This window comes from Candidatus Poriferisodalis sp., assembly GCF_965221945.1.
Lineage (GTDB): Bacteria > Actinomycetota > Acidimicrobiia > Acidimicrobiales > Poriferisodalaceae > Poriferisodalis.
The window spans coordinates 18960-38531 of record NZ_OZ244925.1 but is presented as its reverse complement, the minus strand read 5'-3'; the positions used below and the strand labels follow the sequence as shown (position 1 = coordinate 38531).

18 protein-coding genes are annotated in these 19572 nt (G+C 66.3%); 14 read left to right on the top strand and 4 right to left on the bottom strand.

The features are described 5' to 3' along the window. Window positions 1–111 precede the first annotated feature (111 nt). Window positions 112–1575 (top strand): MFS transporter, encoded by a 1464-nt coding sequence (locus ACOQPH_RS00185; protein ID WP_420622756.1) that lies wholly within the window; start codon window positions 112–114, stop codon window positions 1573–1575. An 80-nt stretch (window positions 1576–1655) separates the two neighbouring features. On the opposite strand, the gene ACOQPH_RS00180 is transcribed toward ACOQPH_RS00185, so the two are convergent. Next, entirely contained in the window at window positions 1656–4967 is a 3312-nt protein-coding gene (locus ACOQPH_RS00180) for a carboxyl transferase domain-containing protein (RefSeq protein WP_420622755.1), read from the bottom strand. A gap of 126 nt (window positions 4968–5093) precedes the next feature. Between ACOQPH_RS00180 and ACOQPH_RS00175 the strand changes: the two genes are divergently transcribed. The 4 genes from ACOQPH_RS00175 to ACOQPH_RS00160 all read left to right on the top strand — a co-directional run bounded on the left by ACOQPH_RS00175 (window position 5094) and on the right by ACOQPH_RS00160 (window position 8826). Beyond that, window positions 5094–5768: a nitroreductase family protein gene (locus tag ACOQPH_RS00175; protein ID WP_420622754.1), complete on the top strand. Its 675-nt coding sequence runs from the start codon at window positions 5094–5096 to the stop codon at window positions 5766–5768. Between the two features lie 72 nt (window positions 5769–5840). Further along, on the top strand, window positions 5841–7091 hold the full coding sequence (locus ACOQPH_RS00170; RefSeq protein ID WP_420622753.1) for an acyl-CoA dehydrogenase family protein: 1251 nt from the start codon (window positions 5841–5843) through the stop codon (window positions 7089–7091). Window positions 7092–7139: 48 nt separating this feature from the next. Continuing rightward, on the top strand, window positions 7140–7862 hold the full coding sequence (locus tag ACOQPH_RS00165; RefSeq protein ID WP_420622752.1) for a TSUP family transporter: 723 nt from the start codon (window positions 7140–7142) through the stop codon (window positions 7860–7862). Between the two features lie 349 nt (window positions 7863–8211). Further along, a complete protein-coding gene (locus tag ACOQPH_RS00160; RefSeq protein ID WP_420622751.1) occupies window positions 8212–8826 on the top strand; it encodes a hypothetical protein in 615 nt (204 codons plus the stop codon). Window positions 8827–8969: 143 nt separating this feature from the next. Here the strand turns inward: ACOQPH_RS00160 and ACOQPH_RS00155 are convergent, their stop codons facing one another. Beyond that, a complete protein-coding gene (locus ACOQPH_RS00155; protein ID WP_420622750.1) occupies window positions 8970–10196 on the bottom strand; it encodes a pyridoxal-phosphate-dependent aminotransferase family protein in 1227 nt (408 codons plus the stop codon). Window positions 10197–10404: 208 nt separating this feature from the next. On the opposite strand from ACOQPH_RS00155, the gene ACOQPH_RS00150 reads away from it, so the two are divergent. From ACOQPH_RS00150 to ACOQPH_RS00125, 6 genes are all read left to right on the top strand, one after another. Then, window positions 10405–11625, top strand: coding sequence for an aspartate aminotransferase family protein (locus ACOQPH_RS00150; RefSeq protein ID WP_419551884.1), 1221 nt, complete (start codon window positions 10405–10407; stop codon window positions 11623–11625). Between the two features lie 29 nt (window positions 11626–11654). After that, the gene (locus ACOQPH_RS00145) at window positions 11655–12086 is read left to right on the top strand and encodes a nuclear transport factor 2 family protein (protein ID WP_420622749.1); all 432 of its coding nucleotides are present in this window, start codon (window positions 11655–11657) and stop codon (window positions 12084–12086) included. A 100-nt stretch (window positions 12087–12186) separates the two neighbouring features. Further along, window positions 12187–13884: an N-acyl-D-amino-acid deacylase family protein gene (locus tag ACOQPH_RS00140; RefSeq protein WP_420622747.1), complete on the top strand. Its 1698-nt coding sequence runs from the start codon at window positions 12187–12189 to the stop codon at window positions 13882–13884. A 60-nt stretch (window positions 13885–13944) separates the two neighbouring features. Beyond that, complete coding sequence (locus ACOQPH_RS00135; RefSeq protein ID WP_420622746.1) at window positions 13945–14490, top strand: hypothetical protein; 546 nt, start codon at window positions 13945–13947, stop codon at window positions 14488–14490. After that, window positions 14487–15647 (top strand): amidohydrolase family protein, encoded by a 1161-nt coding sequence (locus ACOQPH_RS00130; RefSeq protein ID WP_420622745.1) that lies wholly within the window; start codon window positions 14487–14489, stop codon window positions 15645–15647. The genes ACOQPH_RS00135 and ACOQPH_RS00130 overlap by 4 nt, the downstream gene beginning before the upstream one ends. 96 nt (window positions 15648–15743) lie before the next feature. Then, window positions 15744–16343 (top strand): isochorismatase family protein, encoded by a 600-nt coding sequence (locus ACOQPH_RS00125; RefSeq protein ID WP_420622744.1) that lies wholly within the window; start codon window positions 15744–15746, stop codon window positions 16341–16343. A 39-nt stretch (window positions 16344–16382) separates the two neighbouring features. Here the strand turns inward: ACOQPH_RS00125 and ACOQPH_RS00120 are convergent, their stop codons facing one another. Beyond that, a complete protein-coding gene (locus tag ACOQPH_RS00120) occupies window positions 16383–16670 on the bottom strand; it encodes a chorismate mutase (protein WP_420622743.1) in 288 nt (95 codons plus the stop codon). A 119-nt stretch (window positions 16671–16789) separates the two neighbouring features. On the opposite strand from ACOQPH_RS00120, the gene ACOQPH_RS00115 reads away from it, so the two are divergent. The 3 genes from ACOQPH_RS00115 (at window position 16790) to ACOQPH_RS00105 (ending at window position 19432) form a co-directional block, all read left to right on the top strand. After that, the gene (locus ACOQPH_RS00115; RefSeq protein WP_420622742.1) at window positions 16790–17980 is read left to right on the top strand and encodes a thiolase C-terminal domain-containing protein; all 1191 of its coding nucleotides are present in this window, start codon (window positions 16790–16792) and stop codon (window positions 17978–17980) included. Further along, window positions 17977–18435, top strand: a complete 459-nt coding sequence (locus tag ACOQPH_RS00110; protein ID WP_420622741.1) for a Zn-ribbon domain-containing OB-fold protein — start codon at window positions 17977–17979, stop codon at window positions 18433–18435. Before ACOQPH_RS00115 ends, ACOQPH_RS00110 begins: the two co-directional genes overlap by 4 nt. 85 nt (window positions 18436–18520) lie before the next feature. After that, the gene (locus ACOQPH_RS00105; protein WP_420622740.1) at window positions 18521–19432 is read left to right on the top strand and encodes an MBL fold metallo-hydrolase; all 912 of its coding nucleotides are present in this window, start codon (window positions 18521–18523) and stop codon (window positions 19430–19432) included. On the opposite strand, the gene ACOQPH_RS00100 is transcribed toward ACOQPH_RS00105, so the two are convergent. Beyond that, window positions 19417–19554 carry a hypothetical protein gene (locus tag ACOQPH_RS00100; protein ID WP_420622739.1) on the bottom strand — a complete coding sequence of 46 codons (138 nt, stop codon included), beginning with the start codon at window positions 19552–19554 and terminating at the stop codon, window positions 19417–19419. The two genes, ACOQPH_RS00105 and ACOQPH_RS00100, sit on opposite strands and share 16 nt — an antisense overlap. Window positions 19555–19572 lie beyond the last annotated feature (18 nt).

Below are 19572 nucleotides of genomic sequence, written 5' to 3'. Positions count from 1 at the left end.
CGAATACTGGCTCATGAACGCTCGGCCGTCCGCGGTGCCGACGCGCATTCCGGCCGCGGCAGGCGCATCGGGGCAAGTTAGCTGGCAGGCTGTGCGGCGATGAGTGTGCCGGTGGCTACCGCTGAGCGCAGCCAGCGGTCCCTTCGGGGCTGGGTTGTGCTGACCGGCGTCTTCGGGGTGATGATGATCACCTCGGGCATGGTGTTCTATGCCCTCGGCGCCTTCTTGGATGCCTTCGTCGACGAGCAGGGCTTCAGCACCAGTCTCGCGGGCGCAGGCGTGGGCGCCTTCTTGCTGGCATCAGGTCTGTGCGGGTATTACACAGGCAAGCTGGTTAACCGCTTCGATGCTCGCTGGGTGATCACGGCGGGCACTGCAGTCAGCACCGTCGGCATGGCACTCCTCGCACAAGTGCAGTCTGGCTGGCAGATGTTCGTCGTGATGACCATCTTCGGCATCGGGTTCGGACTCTGCGGTCTGGTGCCGACTACCACGTTGGTGACGCGCTGGTTCGAGCGTCGCCGCTCGGTGGCGATGGCAATCGCCTCCACCGGTCTGTCGCTCGGCGGCATCATCCTGCTGCCGCAGCTCAGTCAACGCATCGAAACCGAATCGTTGGTCTACTGGGCGCCCCGATTCGCGCTGGTGTACTGCGTCCTGCTGCTGATCTCGACGTGGTTCTTCATTCGAGCATGGCCCAAAGACGTGGGACTGCGGCCCGACGGTGCGCGGCAGGCCAGCGATTCGGGCGGAGCCCCCGATTCTCCACCGCCGGGAATGCCCTACCAGCAGGCCATCCGCACTCGGTTCTTCATCTTCACTGCCATCGGATTCGTGCTGGTGATGAGCAGCCAAGTCGGGGCCATCCAGCACATGTACAAGTTCGCCGGCGACCGCTTGGGATTCGAGGCCGCTGGTGCGGGTGCGGTGCAGCTGCTGGCGGGCACCAGCGTCGTCGCGAGGATCTGCGGCGGCGTTGCAGCCCTGAAGGTGTCGCTGCGTTGGCTCACGATGGTGCTGATGGTGGTGCAGGTCGCGGGGCTGTGCCTGCTGGCTGTTGCTGGCAGCGGCCTCGCCATCTTGTTCGGCGTGTTGGTGCTCGGCAGTGCCATGGGCAACCTGCTGATGCTTCATCCGCTGATCCTGGCCGACGCTTTCGGCGTACGGGACTATCCGCGCATCTACGGCTTCGGTTCACTGCTGATGGTGTCCGGCCTGGCCGGTGGGCCGTTCCTCACCGGGGTCCTCAACGATGCGTACAGCTACCGGTCCGCGTTCTTCGCTTTGGCAGCGATTGCCGTGGTGGGTCTGGTCGTCTACAGCTTCGCCGGCAACCCGGCCCGCGACTACCTGAGTGCACGCGCACCGCGACCAGTCCAACGTGTCGAGCCGGCGCGCGTCGTGGCCCGTCCGCCATCCGCCGCTCCCCAAGCAGTGCTCGCGGCCTCGCGCAACGGTGTGCCCGCCGGTCGCGCCGCAGTGCTCGCAGGAGCGAAGGCGAACGGTGCATCACCCGGAGCGCCTCAGATCCAGCCAGGTCGGGCACCCGAGGTCTGGTCGGTCGACCCCGCCTGAATCCGGGCTCGGCGCCCAAATTTCAGCGTCCGTGCCGGCGATGTGGCAGATGCAGCCTCGCTCGAAGCTGCGCAGCCAGATCAGGGGCGGAAAGCGATCGGGCGCGCCACAAGCTGAGCCGGCCGGCTGACGATTCGATAGGCGCCCTCGATCCACTCGCAAATCAGTCGACGAGTCTCGCGTGGGTCGATCATCTCCTCGATCTGGAAGCGATTGAGCGGACCGATCGGGCCACGCGCGGCTTCGATCCGTGCCTCCAGCTCCGCCCGCAGTGCCAACGGGTCTTCAGCCTCGGCCAGCTGCCGCTTGTAGGCAGCCTCGATGCCGCCCTCGGGCGGGATGCCCCCGACATCTGCGGCCGGCCAAACCACCCGGGCGTTGTGTTGGCGCCGTGGCGTGGCGTAGTTGTTGCCGGCCACGCCGAAGCTGCGCCGCATGAGCACAGTGAAGATCGGCACCGTGGCCTGGGCGAACGCCGTCATCCACGTCGCACCCTTGCGGATCGTCCCGGTGATCTCGTGCTCGACCCCGACCGCGAAGCCGGGGTTGTCGCACAGGTTCAGGATCGGCACATGAAAGAGGTCGCACAGGTCGATGTGGCGAGTCAGCTTGTCGCATCCGTCCGCAGTCAGTGCGCCGCCGTTGGGATGGCGGCTGTCCGACGCCAGCACCCCCACCGGGTGCCCGTTCATGCGTGCGAACCCGACCACCTGGTCAGTGCCCCACAGCGGACCGATCTCGAAGAACGAGCCGCGGTCACAGATCAGCTCGATTCCCCGGCGGATGTCGAACGTGGTGGTGCGCTTTCGGGGAGTCAGCGTCAGCAGCTCCTCTTCACGCCGGTCCGGCGGGTCACCCCCCTCGGGCGGCAGCACGGGTGGTGTCTCATACACCGACGACGGCAGGTACGACAGGAACTGCCGCACAAGCTCGGCTGCCTCCTCCTCAGTCTCGGCCAGGTTGTCCACCGAGCCGTTCGTGCAGTGAATGCGCCAGTCGCCGAGGTCTTCCTTGGAAATGTCGTAGCCCATCGCGTGGCTGACGACCGGCGGACCGGCCACGAACAGCTGCGAGATGTCGCGCACCATCACGGCGAAGTGGCCCAGGACGGCCTTCGCTGCTCCGATGCCGACCACGCTGCCGAGCAGCATGTTGACCACCGGCACCGTGGCGAGCTGGGCGGCGTACTCGGTGCTGCCCAGGTGCGAAGGCAAGAACGAACCGCCGCCGCCACTCACCCGTGGGCGCCCGGCTCTGATGGCGCCAGAGCTCTCCTTGGCCGTGCTCTCCCCTTCCTTGCGCTGCTCGGGCACCATCGAGGCGACGCTGCCTCCTCCCGACGAGCCATCGAGCAGCCGTACCGACGGCACCCCCAACTCGGTCGAGAGCAGGTCGAGGTGGAAGCTCTTGGCGCCGATTGCCCCGTCGGCATGGCCGCCGCGCGAGGTGAAGTCGTCTGCACAGACCACCACGCCTCGGCTGTGGATCGTGCCGGTTCCGCCGACGTGATTCGCGGGTGTGAACGCTGCGATCTCGCCATCGTCGTCGTAGGAGGCAAAGCCCGCGAGGCTGCCGACTTCGCGGAAGGAGCCCTCGTCGAGCAGCAGCCGGATGCGGTCCCGGCAGTGCAGCTTTCCCCGGCTGCGCTGGCGTACCACACCGGGCTCGTCCGAGTCGGGCCCCAGGCGTTTCTCCGCCAACCGCCGCAGGGTTTGCACCTCATCAAGCAGCGGTTCCCAGCCGCTGCGCGCCGCTTCTGCGGCCGCCGGTGTGCCCGACAAAGCCGTCGCAGTCACTACCGCGAGCACGTCGCCCGCGGCCAGCTGGTCGCCAGGCTGCAACTCACGCAGAGCTGTGATCGTGCCGGCGCTAGGCGCGGTGACCTCGGTCTCCATCTTCATGGCCGACAGCACCACGAGCGCCTGCCCTGCTGCCACAGCGTCACCTGCGCTTGCCCGCACCTCGACGACGCTGGCGGGAAGTGGGCTGGAGACTGCTACTTCATCGTCACCGAGTTCGCGGTCCGGCCATGTCGATGGCGGCAACGCCGGCATAGCGGCAGGCGCAGCAGCGGGGTGTGGCAACGCCGGCTCCAAGAGGGCGGCGCGGCGCGAAGCGTCGCCGCCACCCATGCCGTTCGGACTGCCCGACGCTCCGCTTTGCGCCGTCACCATTTCGGCCAACAACGTGGTGCGTGCGTCGCCATTGCTCACCGCCGGATGGTCCAGGATCTCGCGGAGCTGGCCGATATTCGTGGGCAGCCGACCGATGTGGAAGTCGGCCAAGGCCGATGAAGTGCGGGCCACCGCGGCTTCGATGGTGTTCCCGGTAGCGATGACCTTGGCGAGCAGGGGGTCGTAGTACGGCGGCGGCGCGTAGCCGCGAGGCTCGGCGGTGCCAGCCGCGCCGATGCCCACCGCTGCGAGCGTTTCGCCGGCGGCGATGCGGAACTGAGCTTCGACGAGATCAACGCCGGTGACCTGCTCGGTGACGGTGTGCTCCACCTGGATGCGGGGGTTGCACTCGATGAAGTAGTGCTCGCCAGCTTCGGGCGAAACCAGGAACTCCACCGTGGCCGCATTCACCAGGCCCGCCTCGGCGGCGAGTCGGACGGCGTCGGCATGAAGCTGTGCCCGCAGTTCAGCACTGAGCCCATGGGCAGGGGCGATCTCGATGACCTTCTGATTGCGCTGCTGGACCGAGCAATCCCGTTCGTAGAGATGCGTCACATTTCCGTGATGGTCCGCCAGCACCTGCACCTCGATGTGGCGCGGCCGGTTCACGAGACGCTCCACGAACACAGTGCCGTCGCCAAACGCTGCGGCGGCCTCGCTCGAGCATCGCCCGAACGCCTCGTCGATGTCCTCGATGCGCTCCACGGCGCGCATGCCGCGACCGCCCCCGCCGGTAGCGGCCTTCAACATGACCGGCAATCCAATCGCTGCGGCCGCGCCGGCTGCGGCAGCCGCGTCGGCAACAGCACCCGGCGATCCCCCCACGACGGGAATGCAAAGGGAAGTGGCCAGGGCCCGAGCGCGGATCTTGTCGCCGAAGAGCTCGAGCGTGCTCGCTGCCGGGCCGACGAATGCGATCCCTGCCTGAGCACATGCATGAACGAACGCTGCGTTCTCAGCAAGGAATCCATAGCCCGGGTGAACGCAGTCGCAGCCGAGCTCGCCTGCGATCCGCAGCAATGCGGAGATGTCCAAGTACGCAGCCACCGGGTCGCTGCCGGGCAATGGAGCAACGTGGTCCGCGGCTACCAGGTGCAGTGAGCGCTCGTCGACGGGCGCGTAGACGGCAACCGACTCGATGCCAAGTGCGTCAGCAGCCTTGGCAATGCGGATGCCGATCTCGCCGCGGTTGGCGATGAGGACCCGGTCAAAGCTCACGATTCCCCCTGGCTCAGCGCCGTACGCGCTGTCGGTGTGGCGATTGTGGCCGCTGTGGCACATCGGTACACAGGAACCGGGGTGTCGCACAGCACGAGCCACGCCCCACGATGCGAGACTGACGCGATGGAGATTTACGACGTCATGCGCACGACCTTCGCCGCTCGGGACTTCACCGACGACGAAGTCACCGACGAAATGCTGTACCGCATCTTCGACAACGCCCGCTTCGCGGCCAGCGGCGGCAACCGCCAGGGCTGGAAGGTCATCGTGGTGCGCGACCCCGCACGCAAGAAGCGCTTGGGTGAGCTGTGCTACCCGGCGATGCGCGTCGCAGCAGCGCAAGTGAAGGCCGGCGAGGTCTACTGGCAGAGCTACAGCCCCTCAGCGGTGAACATCGCCGAAGCGATGAACGACGAGTCGCTGAAGTTTCCGCTCCCGATGTTCCGGCACATGGACCAGGTGCCGGTGGTGCTCGTGGTCGTCGTCGACCTGCGCGTGGTTGCCTCCATCGACAAGCAGCTCGACCGCGTCGGTGTCGTGAGCGGCGCCTCGATCTACCCGTTCGCGTGGAACATCCTGCTCAGCGCCCGCAATGAAGGTCTCGGTGGCGCGATGACCACGCTGTTGTCGGCATCCGAGCCCGAAGCCAAGGAATTTCTCGGCCTCGAGGACTGGGAGGCGGTGTGTGGGCTGCTTCCGATCGGCAAGCCGACCAAGCAGCTCACCAAGCTCAGTCGCAAGCCCGTCGAGGAGTTCGTCGTTCGCGAGCGCGGCGACGGCGAGGCCTTCACGCTGTAGCGCACTTGCGTCAGAACCCGCAGTCGCGGATCTGCGGGGTCGCCTCAGCCATACGGGCACGAGGAGGTACCGATGGCCATCGATTTCAGCTTGAGTCCAGAACTCGAGAAGCTGCGCGCTCGTATCGCCGACTTCATCGACGCAAAGGTGCGCCCCGTCGAGAGCCGCATCGACGCGGAGCGACTCGAAGAAACCGATCGCGATGCGTACGTCACGGCTCTGCTGGGCATGCGCAAGCGCGCACGCGAAGAAGACCTGTGGCTGCCGCACATGCCGACCGAATGGGGCGGCATGGGCCTCGGCCACGTGGAGATGGCGATGGTGCAGGCCGAGGCCGCCAAGACCCGCTTCGGCTCGTGGGTGCTGAACTGCCAGGCACCCAACGAGGGCAACATGCACACGCTGCTGCACTGGGGCACCGACGACCAGAAGCAGCGCTACCTGGCGCCGCTGTGCGAGGGCCGAGCCGAGTCGTGCTTCGCGATGACCGAGCCCGAGGTGGCCGGATCAGATCCGACGCTCATCCAGACCCGCGGCTATCCCGACGGTGACGAATGGGTGCTCAACGGCCACAAGTGGTTCATCTCCAATGCGCATCGCTCGAAGTTCGCGATCCTGATCGCCCGCACCGAGGACAACCCGGATATCCCGCAAGCGGCGAACACTGCGTTTATTGTGGATCTGCCCGCTGACGGGTGGACCGAGGTTCGACAGATCGAGACCATGCACGGCTCCACCGGTCACAGCGAGATCCTGATCGAGGACTTGCGTGTCGGCGGGGGCCAGATGCTGGGCGGGCGCGGCCAGGGCCACCTGCTGGGCCAGTACCGGCTCGGGCCAGCGCGGCTGGCGCACTGCATGCGCTGGATCGCCCAGGCCCAGACTGCGCTCGACATGATGGTCGACCGGTCGCTCAACCGGTTCTCTCACGGCTCGCTGCTTGCCGAGAAGCAAGGCATCCAGTGGATGATCGCCGACAGCACGATGGAGCTGTACCAGGCCAAGCTGATGGTGCTGCACGCGGCCTACAAGGTGGACCGCGCACAGGCCGGCACCGGCGAGGACTTCAAGGCCGAAGTCTCGATGGCCAAGCATTTCGTCGCGAACATGCTGGGCCGGGTCATCGACCGCTCGATCCAAGTCCACGGAGCGCTCGGCTACTCCACCGACACCCCGCTGGCGCACATGTATCAGCACGCCCGCTGGGCCCGCTTTGCCGACGGAGCCGACGAGGTCCACCAGATGCGCATCGCCCAGCGAACCATCGCCGCCTACAGCGACACCAACAGCACCGCCGCAGCGACCGGCAACCTGCCGATCTGAGTGTGTTGCTGACGATGGACGTTCGATGAGCCGCGCAAAGAACGCCCGATGAGCGTCCTCGAATACTTGCTGGCAGCGTTGTTCGTCGCCGCCGGTGCTGGCACACAGGCGTGCATCGGCATTGGCATGGGACTCATAGCCGGGCCGGTGCTGGTGGTCATCGAGCCGACCGCGGTGCCCGGGCCGATGCTGATGATTGCGGGCGGCATCAATCTGCGCAACGCCATCGCGGACAGAGCCTCGCTGAACGCACCCGCTCTGCGGCGGCAGTTGCTCGCGGCACCGCTGGGTCTCGTCGGGGGCATGGCATTGCTGTCCGCGTTGAGCGATCGTGCGCTGGCAATTGCCGTGAGCCTGTTCGTGCTGTTGGCCGTTGCAGTCCAGGCGTTCGGGGTGCGGCCGCCCGAGGGCCAGCGAGCTGACTATGCCGCAGGGGCCGGCACTGCGTTCTCGTCATCGGTGGCAGCAGTGCCCGGTCCGGTGTACGCCGTCTTCGCCAGCCACTGGCAGCCTGCAGCGTTGCGAGCCACGCTGGCCACCTACATGCTCATTGTCGGCACGGTCATTATCAGCGCCCTAGCCGTCATGGGCGATTTCGGCCTCCGACAGCTCTGGCTCGGGCTGGGCCTGCTGCCCGCGGTGGCACTCGGCTTGCCGTTCGGAAGGTGGCTACGGCCGCGCCTTGCGGGACCACGCTTCCGGATGATCGTGCTCGCCGTCGCCGCAACCAGTGCGACGGTCGTGCTCATCCGCCAACTCGTCAACGGCTGAGCACGCCCGCGGCGGCGGGGCTGCTGACAGGACCAGGGGTTTTCCGGACCCGAAGCTGGCTTTGGCACCGGCGTAGTGGCCGGGGCGATGGCCTGCGCCGCCTGATGTGCCGCGCATACCCGGCCTTCGAGAGCCGGTATGCGCTGAATTGCTGTCGCTGCCGCTGGAATCGGGCACACTGGCCCCGTGTCAGCGGTCCAACGCCCCAAACTTCTGCTGAAGGAGTACCCGCCTCGAACCATGACCGAGGTGGAGCGCGGCGAGGAGCTGGCGAGCCTGCTCCGCCTCGCCATGCATTTGCCGAGGCAAAATTCACCCGAGCTGGAGTATCCCGTGTTCCGGAGCCGGCGTGAGCGACCAGCCGGCTGAGGTTCTTGCTCCCGACATATTGGGGTTGATCCGGGGGCTGCATCATTCCCTTGAGCGCTCAGGCCTGCCATACGCATTCGGCGGTGCGCTGGCGTTGGCGTGGTGTATTCCCGAGCCGCGTACAACGCGAGATGTGGACCTCAACATCTTCATTGAGGCCGAGTCCGCCGAGGTTGCGCTCGCTGCGCTTCCGCCCGAGATCGTCGCCACCGATGCCGCAAAGTCCGAGCTGCGCACGAGGGGCCAATCGCGTCTGATGTGCGACACCATTCCGGTTGACGTCTTCCTCACGAATGATCCGTTTCACACCGAAGTGGCAACACGCATCGTCCGACGACCGTTCCTCGGCGAGCAGATGCCGTTCCTGTGCTGCTCGGATCTCGCCGTCTTCAAGACATTCTTCGACCGGCGAAAGGACTGGTTCGACCTCAGCGAGATGTTCGAAGCGCGCTCGATCGATCTGGCAGAGATCACTGAGCTCGTCGCAGAACTGCTGGATCCCGACGACCACCGCATCGCCCAGCTTCGCCAAGCGCACGACGACGGAGAGCGCACACGACTCCGCCGCACCGCCAGCGATGATGGAGACTCCTGACGGCTTCACGGCATCGACCACAGCAACCGGTCCATACGGCGTCGTGGCGCGCCTGCGTCAGAACCCAGAGCCCACTCGCTCCGACGTGATCACAGATCGGTTACATCGCAGTCTTGCTCAGCGGCAGGTGCTGAGAGCCGCTGTCAGGACCAGGGGTCCTCGGGGGCCGGCGGCGGCTTGTGCGCTGACGTGGTGGCCTTGGCGATGACCTGCGCGGCGGCGGCCACACCGGATGCGCCCATCGGCGCGTCGATGGCCGACAGCGTGGCCTCGATGGTGCCGAGCGTGCCGAGCAGCATCGGCGGGTTGAGATGCCCCATGTGGCCGATGCGGAATTCCGCATCGGCGTTGCCGGTGATGCTGAGCCCAAGCGTGAGGCCCGCTTCGGTCTCGCACGTGGCGCGTAACTGCTGCGCGGACACCTCGCCGGTTCGGATCATCGTGACCGAGTTCGATCGATGCGCGGGGTCCACGACGTTCAGCTCAAGGCCGCCGGGTGTGGACCACGCCTCGACCGCTGCGTGGATCGCGCTCGCGAACACACGATGGCGCTCCCAGACGTTCTCGAGGCCTTCCTCGTCGATCATGTCGAGCGCCTCAGCGAGACCCCACAAGTGCTGGACGGGCGGCGTTCCGCAGAAGATCCAGTAATGCGCATCGGGGTCGGTGCGGCGCGTCCAGTCCCAGTACGCAGTGCGCAAGTCGGCTCGCTGGTGTGCGTCCCATGCCTTGGGCCCGACCCAGACGATGCCGAGTCCTGGAGGGACCATCAGTCCCTTCTGGCTGCCCGCCACGGTGACATCCACGCTCCAGTCGTCCATCTCGAACTGTTCGCAGCCCAGTGAGGCCACGCAGTCCGCCATCAGCAGTGCCGGATGGTCGGCCTCGTCCATCGCACGGCGAACTGCGGAAATGTCGTTGCGCACTGACGACGCTGTGTCGGTCTGGGCGACGAGTACAGCGGCGAACTCCCGGCTGACGTCTTCGCGCAAACGCTCGGTGATTGCTTCGGGATCGAGGGCAGCCCGATCCGGCGCATGCAGCACTTCGAATTTCACTCCGCTGAGGGCAGCCATCTCGGCCCAGTTCGTGGCGAAGTGCCCAACTTCGAGCACCAGCACCTTGTCGCCACGAGACAGCGTGTTGGTGACGGCCATCTCCCACGCACCGTGGCCGTTGGAGATGGCGATGTACGCCCGGTGCTCGGTGCGGGCCAATGCCGGCAGCCGGTCCAGCAGCGAGTAGGTGAGGTCCACGACCTCGCCCTCGTAGATGTTCGGAATAGGTCGTCGCATCGCGTTCAGGACGCGATCGGGAATGACCGACGGGCCGGGGATCATGACCAGCGGTCGACCGTGTCGCAGCGACATCGAAGCTCCCTTCGGCGACCGCGCTTACAAGCGCGTCGCCAAACTTCATCAGCCTACGAACAGCCCGCGTGCACGCCTGCATGGACTCGAGGCGCACCATGACCCAGCGACGGCTCCGGTTTCCCTCCCCTCGCTCCGCAACTCACGCGTAGGCTGCGCTCAGGCCTGTGCTCATGGACATGGGAGCTCATAGACGGGGGTGTCCACGATGGGCAGCAACGCACTTATTCATCCGTTCTCGGTCGTCAGCCGCGATGAGAACGAATTCATCCAGATCGTTTCCGGCGAAGGCGTCATGCTGCGCGACTCCGCCGGCAACACCTACATCGATGCACTGGCCAGTTTGTGGCTGTGCCAGATCGGTCACGGCAATCGCACCGTCATCGATGCGATCACCGCACAGCTCGAACTGCTGCAGACCTACAACACGTTCGATCCGTTCACGAACGGTCCAGCAGTCGAAGTTGCCGAGATGGTCCGTGCGCGTTCCCAACACCCGGACGGCCGGGTGTTCTTGGGCTGCTCGGGTTCTGAAGCCGTCGACACGGTCCTGAAGTTCGCACGGCGCATCCACCGGCTGCGCGGCGATGCGGACCGGCAAGTCATCGTGCGCCGCACCGGCGGCTATCACGGCGTGAACGTCGGGGGCACCAGCGTGCAGGGCCTCGAGCCGATCCGCGATGGCTGGGGCGACCTCATGCCGCATGTCGTCGAGATTCCCAACGACGACGTCGAGCCCGCAGCACAGCTCTTCGCCGAGCAGGGAGAACGCATCGCAGCCGTCATCACCGAGCCGATCCAAGGCGCAGGCGGCGTGATCCCGCCGCCGCCCGGTTACTTCGAGGGCCTACGCCGCCTGTGCGACGAGCACGGCGCGCTGCTCATCTTCGACGAGGTGATCTGCGGCTTCGGGCGCACCGGCAGCTGGTTCGGCGGTCAGACGTTCGGCGTGGTCCCCGACATGTTCACCTTCGCTAAGGGCGTGACCTCGGGGTACATCCCGCTGTCGGGCGTGGTGGTGTCACGCGAGATCGCAGACACACTCGAAGCCGACGAGAACAAGTTCATGCACGGCTACACCTATTCGGGCCACCCCACGGCCTGTGCGGCCGGTGTCGCCAACATCGGAGTCATCGAATCCGAGGGACTGGTGGACCGCGCTCGCGACATCGGCGACCGGATGGAAGAGGGCTTCCTGGCGCTCCAAGGCGACGGCATGATCGACAGCTACCGAGGCATCGGCGGCATCTGGGCGTGCGATATCGGCCGCGACGCCACCGAGGCTCGCGAGGCGTTCCTCAAGCGCGGCGTCATCTCGCGGCCCATCGGCAACGCGCTCGGGTTCTGCCCGCCGCTCATCATCACCGATGACGAGATCGGGCAGATGTTCGACCGGCTCGACGACGCCCTGCGCGCCACCGCGCCCTAGGACACCTGGTCACAGGAGGAAGAGCGACCATGGAGACTGCTGAGACACGGACGTTGATGGAGCGCTACTACGCCGCGCTGACAACGGCCGATCAGGACACGCTGCTGGAGTGTCTCGACCCTGACGTGGTGTGGGTGCTTCCCGCCACGGCCGCGCTGGGCAACGCTGTGGACACGATGTCCGGGGCGACCGAGGTCGTGGAGGCTCTGGGCGGCCGCGTGGTCCGGCAGTCCTTCGACGTCAGAAAGCCGATCAACCTCGAAGTTCGCAAGATGACCGTCGAGGACGGCACTGCCGTCGTGCAGCAGCGGTTGGCGGCCACCGCCAAGGCCACCGGCCTCGACTACGACAACCAGTACTGCTGGGTCTACACGTGCCGCGACGGCCGCATCGCCCACATGGAGGAATACACCGACACGCTGTACGCAGCCCGCCAGATGGGCTGGGATCTCGACGTCTGACCGTTCCTGCGGGCCGGCGAGCACGGCTGATGTCCCACGCGGCACAATCAAGACAACGCAACCGAGTGCCCCGAACGCGGAAGCTTCAGGAGAAATCGCCATGAGCACCTACGACATCGTCATCAAGGACGGCATGATCTTCGACGGCACCGGTGCGCCCAGAGTGCGCGGCGACGTCGGCATCGCGGGCGGCAAGATCGCCGCCGTCGGGCGGGTCGACGCCCGTGAGGGCGCCAGGGTCATCGACGCCTCAGGGATGCACATCGCCCCCGGCTTCGTGGACCTTCACACCCACTACGACGCTCAAGTGTTCTGGGATCCCTACTGCACACTGTCGGGCTGGCACGGCATCACCTCGGTGGCCATCGGCAACTGCGGCTTCGGCTTCGCCCCAGTCGACCCCGACATGCGCGAGTACGCCATGCGCTCGATGACCCGGGTGGAGGCCATTCCCTACGAGTCGATGCGCCAAGGCATGCCGTGGGACTGGGTGACGTTCCCCGAGTACCTCGACAGCCTCGAGCGCACCCCCAAGGCGCTCAACATCCTGCCGTACGTGCCGATCGGGCCGATGCTCGTCATGGTGTTGGGCCTTGACGACGCCAAGGAAGGCCGGATGCCGACGGTCGGCGAGCACGAGATGCTGGCCAAGCTGGTGCACGAGGCCATGGACGCGGGCGGCTGCGGCTGGTCCGCTCAGCGGCTGCCTCCGACCGGTCCCGCCGCGGTGCAGCGTGACTGGGACGGCACGCCGATGCCGACCGACATGATGAACGACGAGACGGCGCTGGTGCTGGCCCGGGTTCTGGCCGAACGCAACGAGGGTGTCGTGCAGATGACGCTGACCAGCGGCAACGTGGCCCACGATCTCGCACACCTCGAAGAGATCGCGTCGATCAGCGGCCGCCCGCTGCTGCACAACGTGGTGCAGGCCTTCGAGGACAAGCCGAACATCCACCGCCGCCAGATCGAATGGCTGGAACGCTGCCGTGAGCAGGGCGTGCCGGTCTACGGCCAGGGCGTCACCAGCGATGCGGGATTCACCTTCACGCTCGAGGACTGGAACCTCTACGACGACTCTGAGGCCTGGATGGAAGCCTGCATGGGCGACAAGGCCGAACGCTTGGCAAAGATGGCCGATCCCGAGCGTCGCCAAGCCCTCAAGGACACGCTTCCTCGCACGGCCACTGCGCCGCTCGAGACGGTGACGATCCTGTCGCCGCGCAGCGAATCGACCGAGCGGTACCGGGAGATGTCGGTGGGCCAGGCGGCCGAGATTGCCGGCAAGCACCCGGTGGATCTCATGCTCGACGTCGCCGTGACCGACGGACTCGACACCCTGTTCTTCGTGGCGCCGCCGCAGGGCAACTCAGACCTGTTGCGCGACTTGGTGCAGTACCCGCACATGCTGTTCGGCGTGTCCGACGGCGGTGCGCACACCAAGTTCCTTACGGCGGGCCGCTACCCCACCGAGACGCTGACCGAACACGTGCGCGAGAACCAGTGGATTACCTACGAGGAAGCCCACCGTCGCCTGTCGGCGCTGCCCGCACAGCTCGCCGGCTTCCGTGACCGGGGCCTGATCCGAAACGGCGGACCCGCCGACATGCTCGTGTACGACCCGGAGAATCTGGAGATCGGCCCGAACGAAGTCGTCCACGACCTGCCGGGCGACGAGTGGCGGCGAGTCCAGCGGGCCAGCGGCTACCGCAGCGTCATCGTGAACGGCCACGAGACCATCTCCGAAGACGCCCAGACCGAGACCTACAGCGGCCAACTGCTCCGCCACGGCGGCTGACCAAGCTCAAGCATCGCTTCAGATTCGAAGACCGAATGGCTGAGGGGTACTCCCTGGCAGATGCTGGCGCGCGAAATCGACTACCGGGCGCTGGAGCGACGAAGCGACACTCCTCAACCGCCCGGTCGCCGCTGGACCGTCTACCGATTCGATTTCGAGAACGGCCAGCAATACGTGGGCATTACTCAGCGGTCCGCTCGTGCTCGTGAGGCTGAGCACGTCTCGGGCGACACGCGTCTGACAGGCGGATCAGCACGGATCAGTGAGCTCGTCGCAGACGGTGTCACGTACGACCTCGCCACCCTCGCAACTGACTTAACCGAAGGCGAGGCCTACGAACTCGAACGTGAAGAGATCGCCAAGCTGACGAAGCCTCTCAACGTCCGAGGACCCGTCAATCTTGAACCCGTCGAAGCTTGGCCTGATGAAGTCGCATCCTCGGGGCCAACAGGCATCGATGACGCGACAGTCATCGCAGCAGTAACGGCAGCGAAGGACGAGCTCAGCGGTGACGGTGATTCGCCGGTCGTTGGCATGCTCGAAGATGCAACACTGTTCCGCAGATCGCAGGCCACGTCACCAAGGGACCACGAGGGGCGACCATGACGACATACGCCGGTGAGCGGCTCATTCACGACACTGACAGCCATCTCATGGAGCCGGTCGACTGGCTGACCAGCTACGCAGACGGGGCCACCGCCGAGAAGCTGCGAGGTCTCAGCCTGGCCGGCGGGGGCGATGCGGCGACGTTCGAGCTTGTGGAGAAATGTTGGGAGCGTCGCAACGATCCCGACGAGACCGCGAAGCTGGCCGCCGACGTAGTGAACGGGCCGAAGGGCTACTACGCCTATGGCTCGATGGATGCCAACGAGCGGGTGGGAGCGCTCGACCAGTTGGGGTTCGCCAGCCAACTCGTCTTCACGACGTTTGCGCACACCCAATTCCACGGCCGCAGCGACCTCAACTTGGTGTACGGCGGTGCGTCGGCGCACAACCGCGGCATCGCTGACTTCTGCTCGGTCGACCCGCGCCTGCTCGGTGTGGCGTTTGTGCCGCTGGAAGACCCGCAGCGCACCATCGAGTGCGCTCGCGAGGCCATCGAGGCCGGCTGCAGGGCCGCATGGATTCCTCACGGCGTGCCGACCGAACTGAGCCCGACGCATCCGGACTTTGATCCCCTGTGGGCGTTGCTGTGCGAGGCGAGCGTGCCCGTGCTCTTGCACCTGGGGCCCAACGGCGGCAACCAGCTGCCGAAGACGTACCACAACAACGGCCGTAACCCCGGCAAGGACTTCGTCGGCGGCGGTGAAAACCTGCGCTCGAAGGATTTCCTGAACCTGTTCCACGATGCCGAGAACCTGCTGTCGTGCATGGTGATGGACGGCATCTTCGAGCAATTCCCCGAGTTGCGGTGCGGTCTCATCGAGCTGGGTGCGGGGTGGGTGCCGAACCTGCTGCGTTCGCTCGACAACGCCATCTTGGCGTTCGGGCGGCACGAGCCCGAGTTGGCCAAGCTGACCATGGCGCCGTCGGACTACATCCGGCGGCAAGTGAGATTCACCCCGTGGCACTTCGAGGATGTGGGCTGGCTGGTGTCGAATTGCGGACCCGAGCTGTTCCTGTTCTCATCCGACTGGCCGCACCCCGAAGGCGGCCGCGACCCCATTTCGGAGTTCCAGGCGTCGTTCACCGCTGCCGGCCTCGGCGAGGGCGTCACAGCGCCGTTCTGGGCCGGCAACGCCTCGTTCCTGCTTGGCCTCTAGCGCTGCCAGGGCCCGTGCGGGCCAGCGGTAGATTTGACCTCAGAGCGTCGCTGGAGCCGCGCCCGGCGGCACGAACCGCGGCGCAGGAGAGCAGACATGGCTGAGAACCCGAACCAGCGCGGGCGCCCCCGTTCGGCCCTGCTGGTCGTGGACGTGCAGCCCACCTTCTGTGAGGGTGGCGCCTTGCCGGTTGACGGTGGTAATGCAGTGGCCTCGCGAGTGGCGGACCTGTTGGCTGGGGAGCACGGCTACGACCTGGTGGTCACTACCCAGGACTGGCACATCGATCCCGGCGACCACTTCAGCGACGAACCCGATTTCGTCGATACGTGGCCGCCGCACGGCGTGGCGGGAACCGCTGAGGCCGAGTTGCATCCCGCCCTCGACCCCGTCGTTGACCGGATCGACGCAGGTGTGCGCAAGGGCATGGGGGCCGCGGCATATTCCGGCTTCGAAGGAATCGACGACGACGGCCGGACACTGGATGAGGTGTTGGCCGCCGCGGAGGTGACCGACGTGGACGTCGTCGGGCTCGCATTTGACCACTGCGTACGCGCCACCGCAGTCGATGCGGCTGCCAACGGCTACGCGGTCACGGTGCTTGAGGATCTCGCTGCGTCGGTGGCTCCTGAGACTGAGACCGCAGCCCGTACCCAGCTCGCCGAGGTCGGCGTCACCGTCATCGCCTCACGCTGAGCCGTCGTCAGGGGAGCCGAGGGACGTCAGGAGGGGCCCTCAGGAGTCTGGCTCGGCGATGCGAACGTGGTTGCGGATGACTTCATCCATCACGAAGCGCACAAACTTCTCGCAGAAGTCGGGATCGAGGCCCTCCTCGGTGGCGAGCTGGCGCAACCCGTCGATCTGCTCTTGCTCACGTACCAGATCGACCGGCGGCATGCCGTGGGCCGCCTTGTGCACGCCGACGGCGTGCGTGATGCGGAATCGCTCGGTCAATAGGCGTACCAGGGCAGCGTCGACCTCGTCGATGCTGCGGCGGTAAGCAGCGAGCTCGTCGTCGGACATCGGCTCTGTTTCTAGCCCATCGAGCCACAACAACCACCGGATCGGCAGCCGACGCCCGGCTGTGCTGTGCCGCTCCACACTCGGGCGGCACCGGGCATCACTTGGCTACGGTTTGCGCCGTGAGTGCTTCGGGTCAAGGGTTGCGCGGTCGTACCGCTATAGCGGGTGTCGGCGAGACCACCTATTTCAAGCGAGGCCAGTCCCCCGACCCTGAATTCGTGCTGGTGCTCAAGGCGATCCTCGCCGCATGCGAAGACGCCGGCATCAATCCACGCCAGATCGACGGCTTCTGCTCCTACAGCAACGACCGCAACGCCCCGGCCCGGCTGGCGAATGCGCTGGGCCTACCCGAGCTGCGCTACTCGAACATGCAGTGGGGCGGCGGCGGGGGCGGCGCAGCCGGTGTCGTGCAGAATGGCGCCGGTGCGGTGCTCGCCGGGTCGGCGGACGTGGTGGTGGCCTACCGGGGCCTCGCCCAGGGGCAGTACGGACGGTTCGGCCAAGGCAGCCGACGGCCGGCGATCAGCGGAGAGTTCGCCTACACCATCCCCTATGGCGTCATGAGCCCAGCTCAGACCTACGCAATGCGCACCACCCGGCTCATGCACGAGCACAACATCGACCGATCGACCATGCAAGCCGTAGCGCTGGCTGCGTACCACCACGCGCAGAACAACCCCAGAGCGGTCATGCATGGCCGGCCATTGGATGCCGAGACGTACGACTCGTCGCGCTGGATCACCGAGCCCTTCCGCCTGTACGACTGCTGCCTGGAGAACGACGGTGCCGCCGCGATGATCATCACGTCCGCCGAGCGGGCCGCCAATCTCAGCGACACGCCTGTGCTGGTGCTCGCAGCGCAGCAGAGCGGCGGCCATCGCTCCGGCGCGTGGGTCCACAACCCGACCGATTACGCAACTTCGAGCTTCAAGTTCGCGGCACAGCATTTGTACGAACAGGCAGGCGTGACCCCCGAAGATGTCGACGTTGTGCAGAGCTATGAGAACTTCACCGGCGCCGTGGTGATGAGCCTCATCGAGCACGGCCTGTGCACCTACGAAAACGCCAACGAGGTCTTGACGTTCGAGAACCTGCGCGCCGACGGCGGCTCGCTGCCGCTGAACACCAGCGGCGGCAATCTGGCCGAGTGCTATATGCACGGTCTCGGGATGCAGATCGAAGCGGTGCGCCAGGTGCGCGGCGACTCAACCAATCAGGTGCCCAATGTAAAGGTGTCGCTGTCGAACGCCGGCCCGATGGTCGAAATCGCATCGACCGCCATCTACGGCACCGCCGAGGCGCTCGGATGAGCGCGCTCGCTGGCTCCACTTACCTGCCGAAGGGACTGACGCAGCCCGCACCGATGCGCGACGGCCTCGACCTTCCGTACTGGGAGGGCACCCGCGAACACGAGCTGCGGGTGCAGCGATGCGCCGACTGCGGTATTCACCAATGGGGGCCTGAGTGGATGTGCCACGCGTGCCAGTCGCTCGGCATCGAATGGGTGGCCGTCGCGCCCATAGCCCGCATCTACTCGTGGCAGCGCGTCTATCACCCGGTGCACCCGGCGCTCGCCGACCACGGCCCGTACATCGTGGTACTCGTCGAGCTTCCCCATGCCAACAACCTGCGGATGCTCGGCAACCTCCTCGGCGACCCGATGGCCGACATCGTCATCGGCAGCAACGTCGAGGCCGTCTTCGAAGACCACGACGACGGCAGCCCACCCTTCACCCTCGTCCAATGGCAGGTGAGCGCGACCTGACGCTCCGCTCGCCAACCGTAGGAATGCGTCCGTAGCGGCGGGGCGGACTTAGCATTCGAGTGAGGGCCCCCAGGGGGTGCAAGCGATGGCACGTGCCGATATGGCTCACACTGACAACATCGACGGGCCATGGTTCGTCGACACGCGTTGCATCCGATGCGATGTTGCCCGGCACTGGGCTCCCGGGCTCATCGAGATGGACGACAGTGGGCGCTCGTATCTGGCGCGCCAGCCGGAGAGCCCAGACGAGACTGCCGCGATGTGGAGGGCGGCGCAGGCGTGCCCGACACAGTCGATCGGCAACCTTGACATCCGCCGCCCGCCCAGCCCGCCATTCCCGTTCGAGCTGACACCCGGTGTGTTGGCGCTCGGGCACAACGCTCGATCCTCATTCGGGGCGCACTCGTACCTCGTTGAACGGCCCGACGGAAATCTCATGGTCGACTCGCCTCGGTACCTGCGCGGCTTGGCCGAACGAGTGGACGACCTCGGCGGCATCCGGCACGTGCTACTCAGTCACCGCGACGATGTCGCCGACGCCGACCGGTGGGCCGAGCGCTATGGCGCGGACGTGTGGATTCACGTCGCTGACGCAGATGCTGCTCCCTACGCCACCGTGATCCTCGACGGCGACGAACCCGCAGCGATCTCGTCGGGGACCGTCGCCATCCCCGTGCCGGGCCACACTGAAGGCTCGGTCGTCTTCCACGTCGACGACCAGTGGCTGTTCACTGGCGACACGCTGCATTGGAACCAGCGTCGGCGCCAGCTCGACGTCTTTCCCGAGCAGACCTTCCACTCGTGGGACGAACTCGCCAGCTCGATGGACCTGCTCTCGACGCTCCGTGTCGAGTGGGTGTTCGCCGGACACGGTTCATGGCACCACATCGGTACCGATCTGTATGCCGAGCGATTGTCGAGCCTCGGCGACGATATGCGCCGTATCGGTCGAGTCGGCTGGGGCCAACGGCCCCGAGCTGCCTACGACTGGTACTGAGCTTCGCCCGAACCGATACACCGCCCTTGCAGGAGGCGCGCCTTGGTCGCCAGAACTCCCCGGTCGTTCTTGCGCACGTAGTCGAGTGCCTTGGAGATCTCCATGGGCACGGCGTCGCACACATCGCATCGTCAATTCAG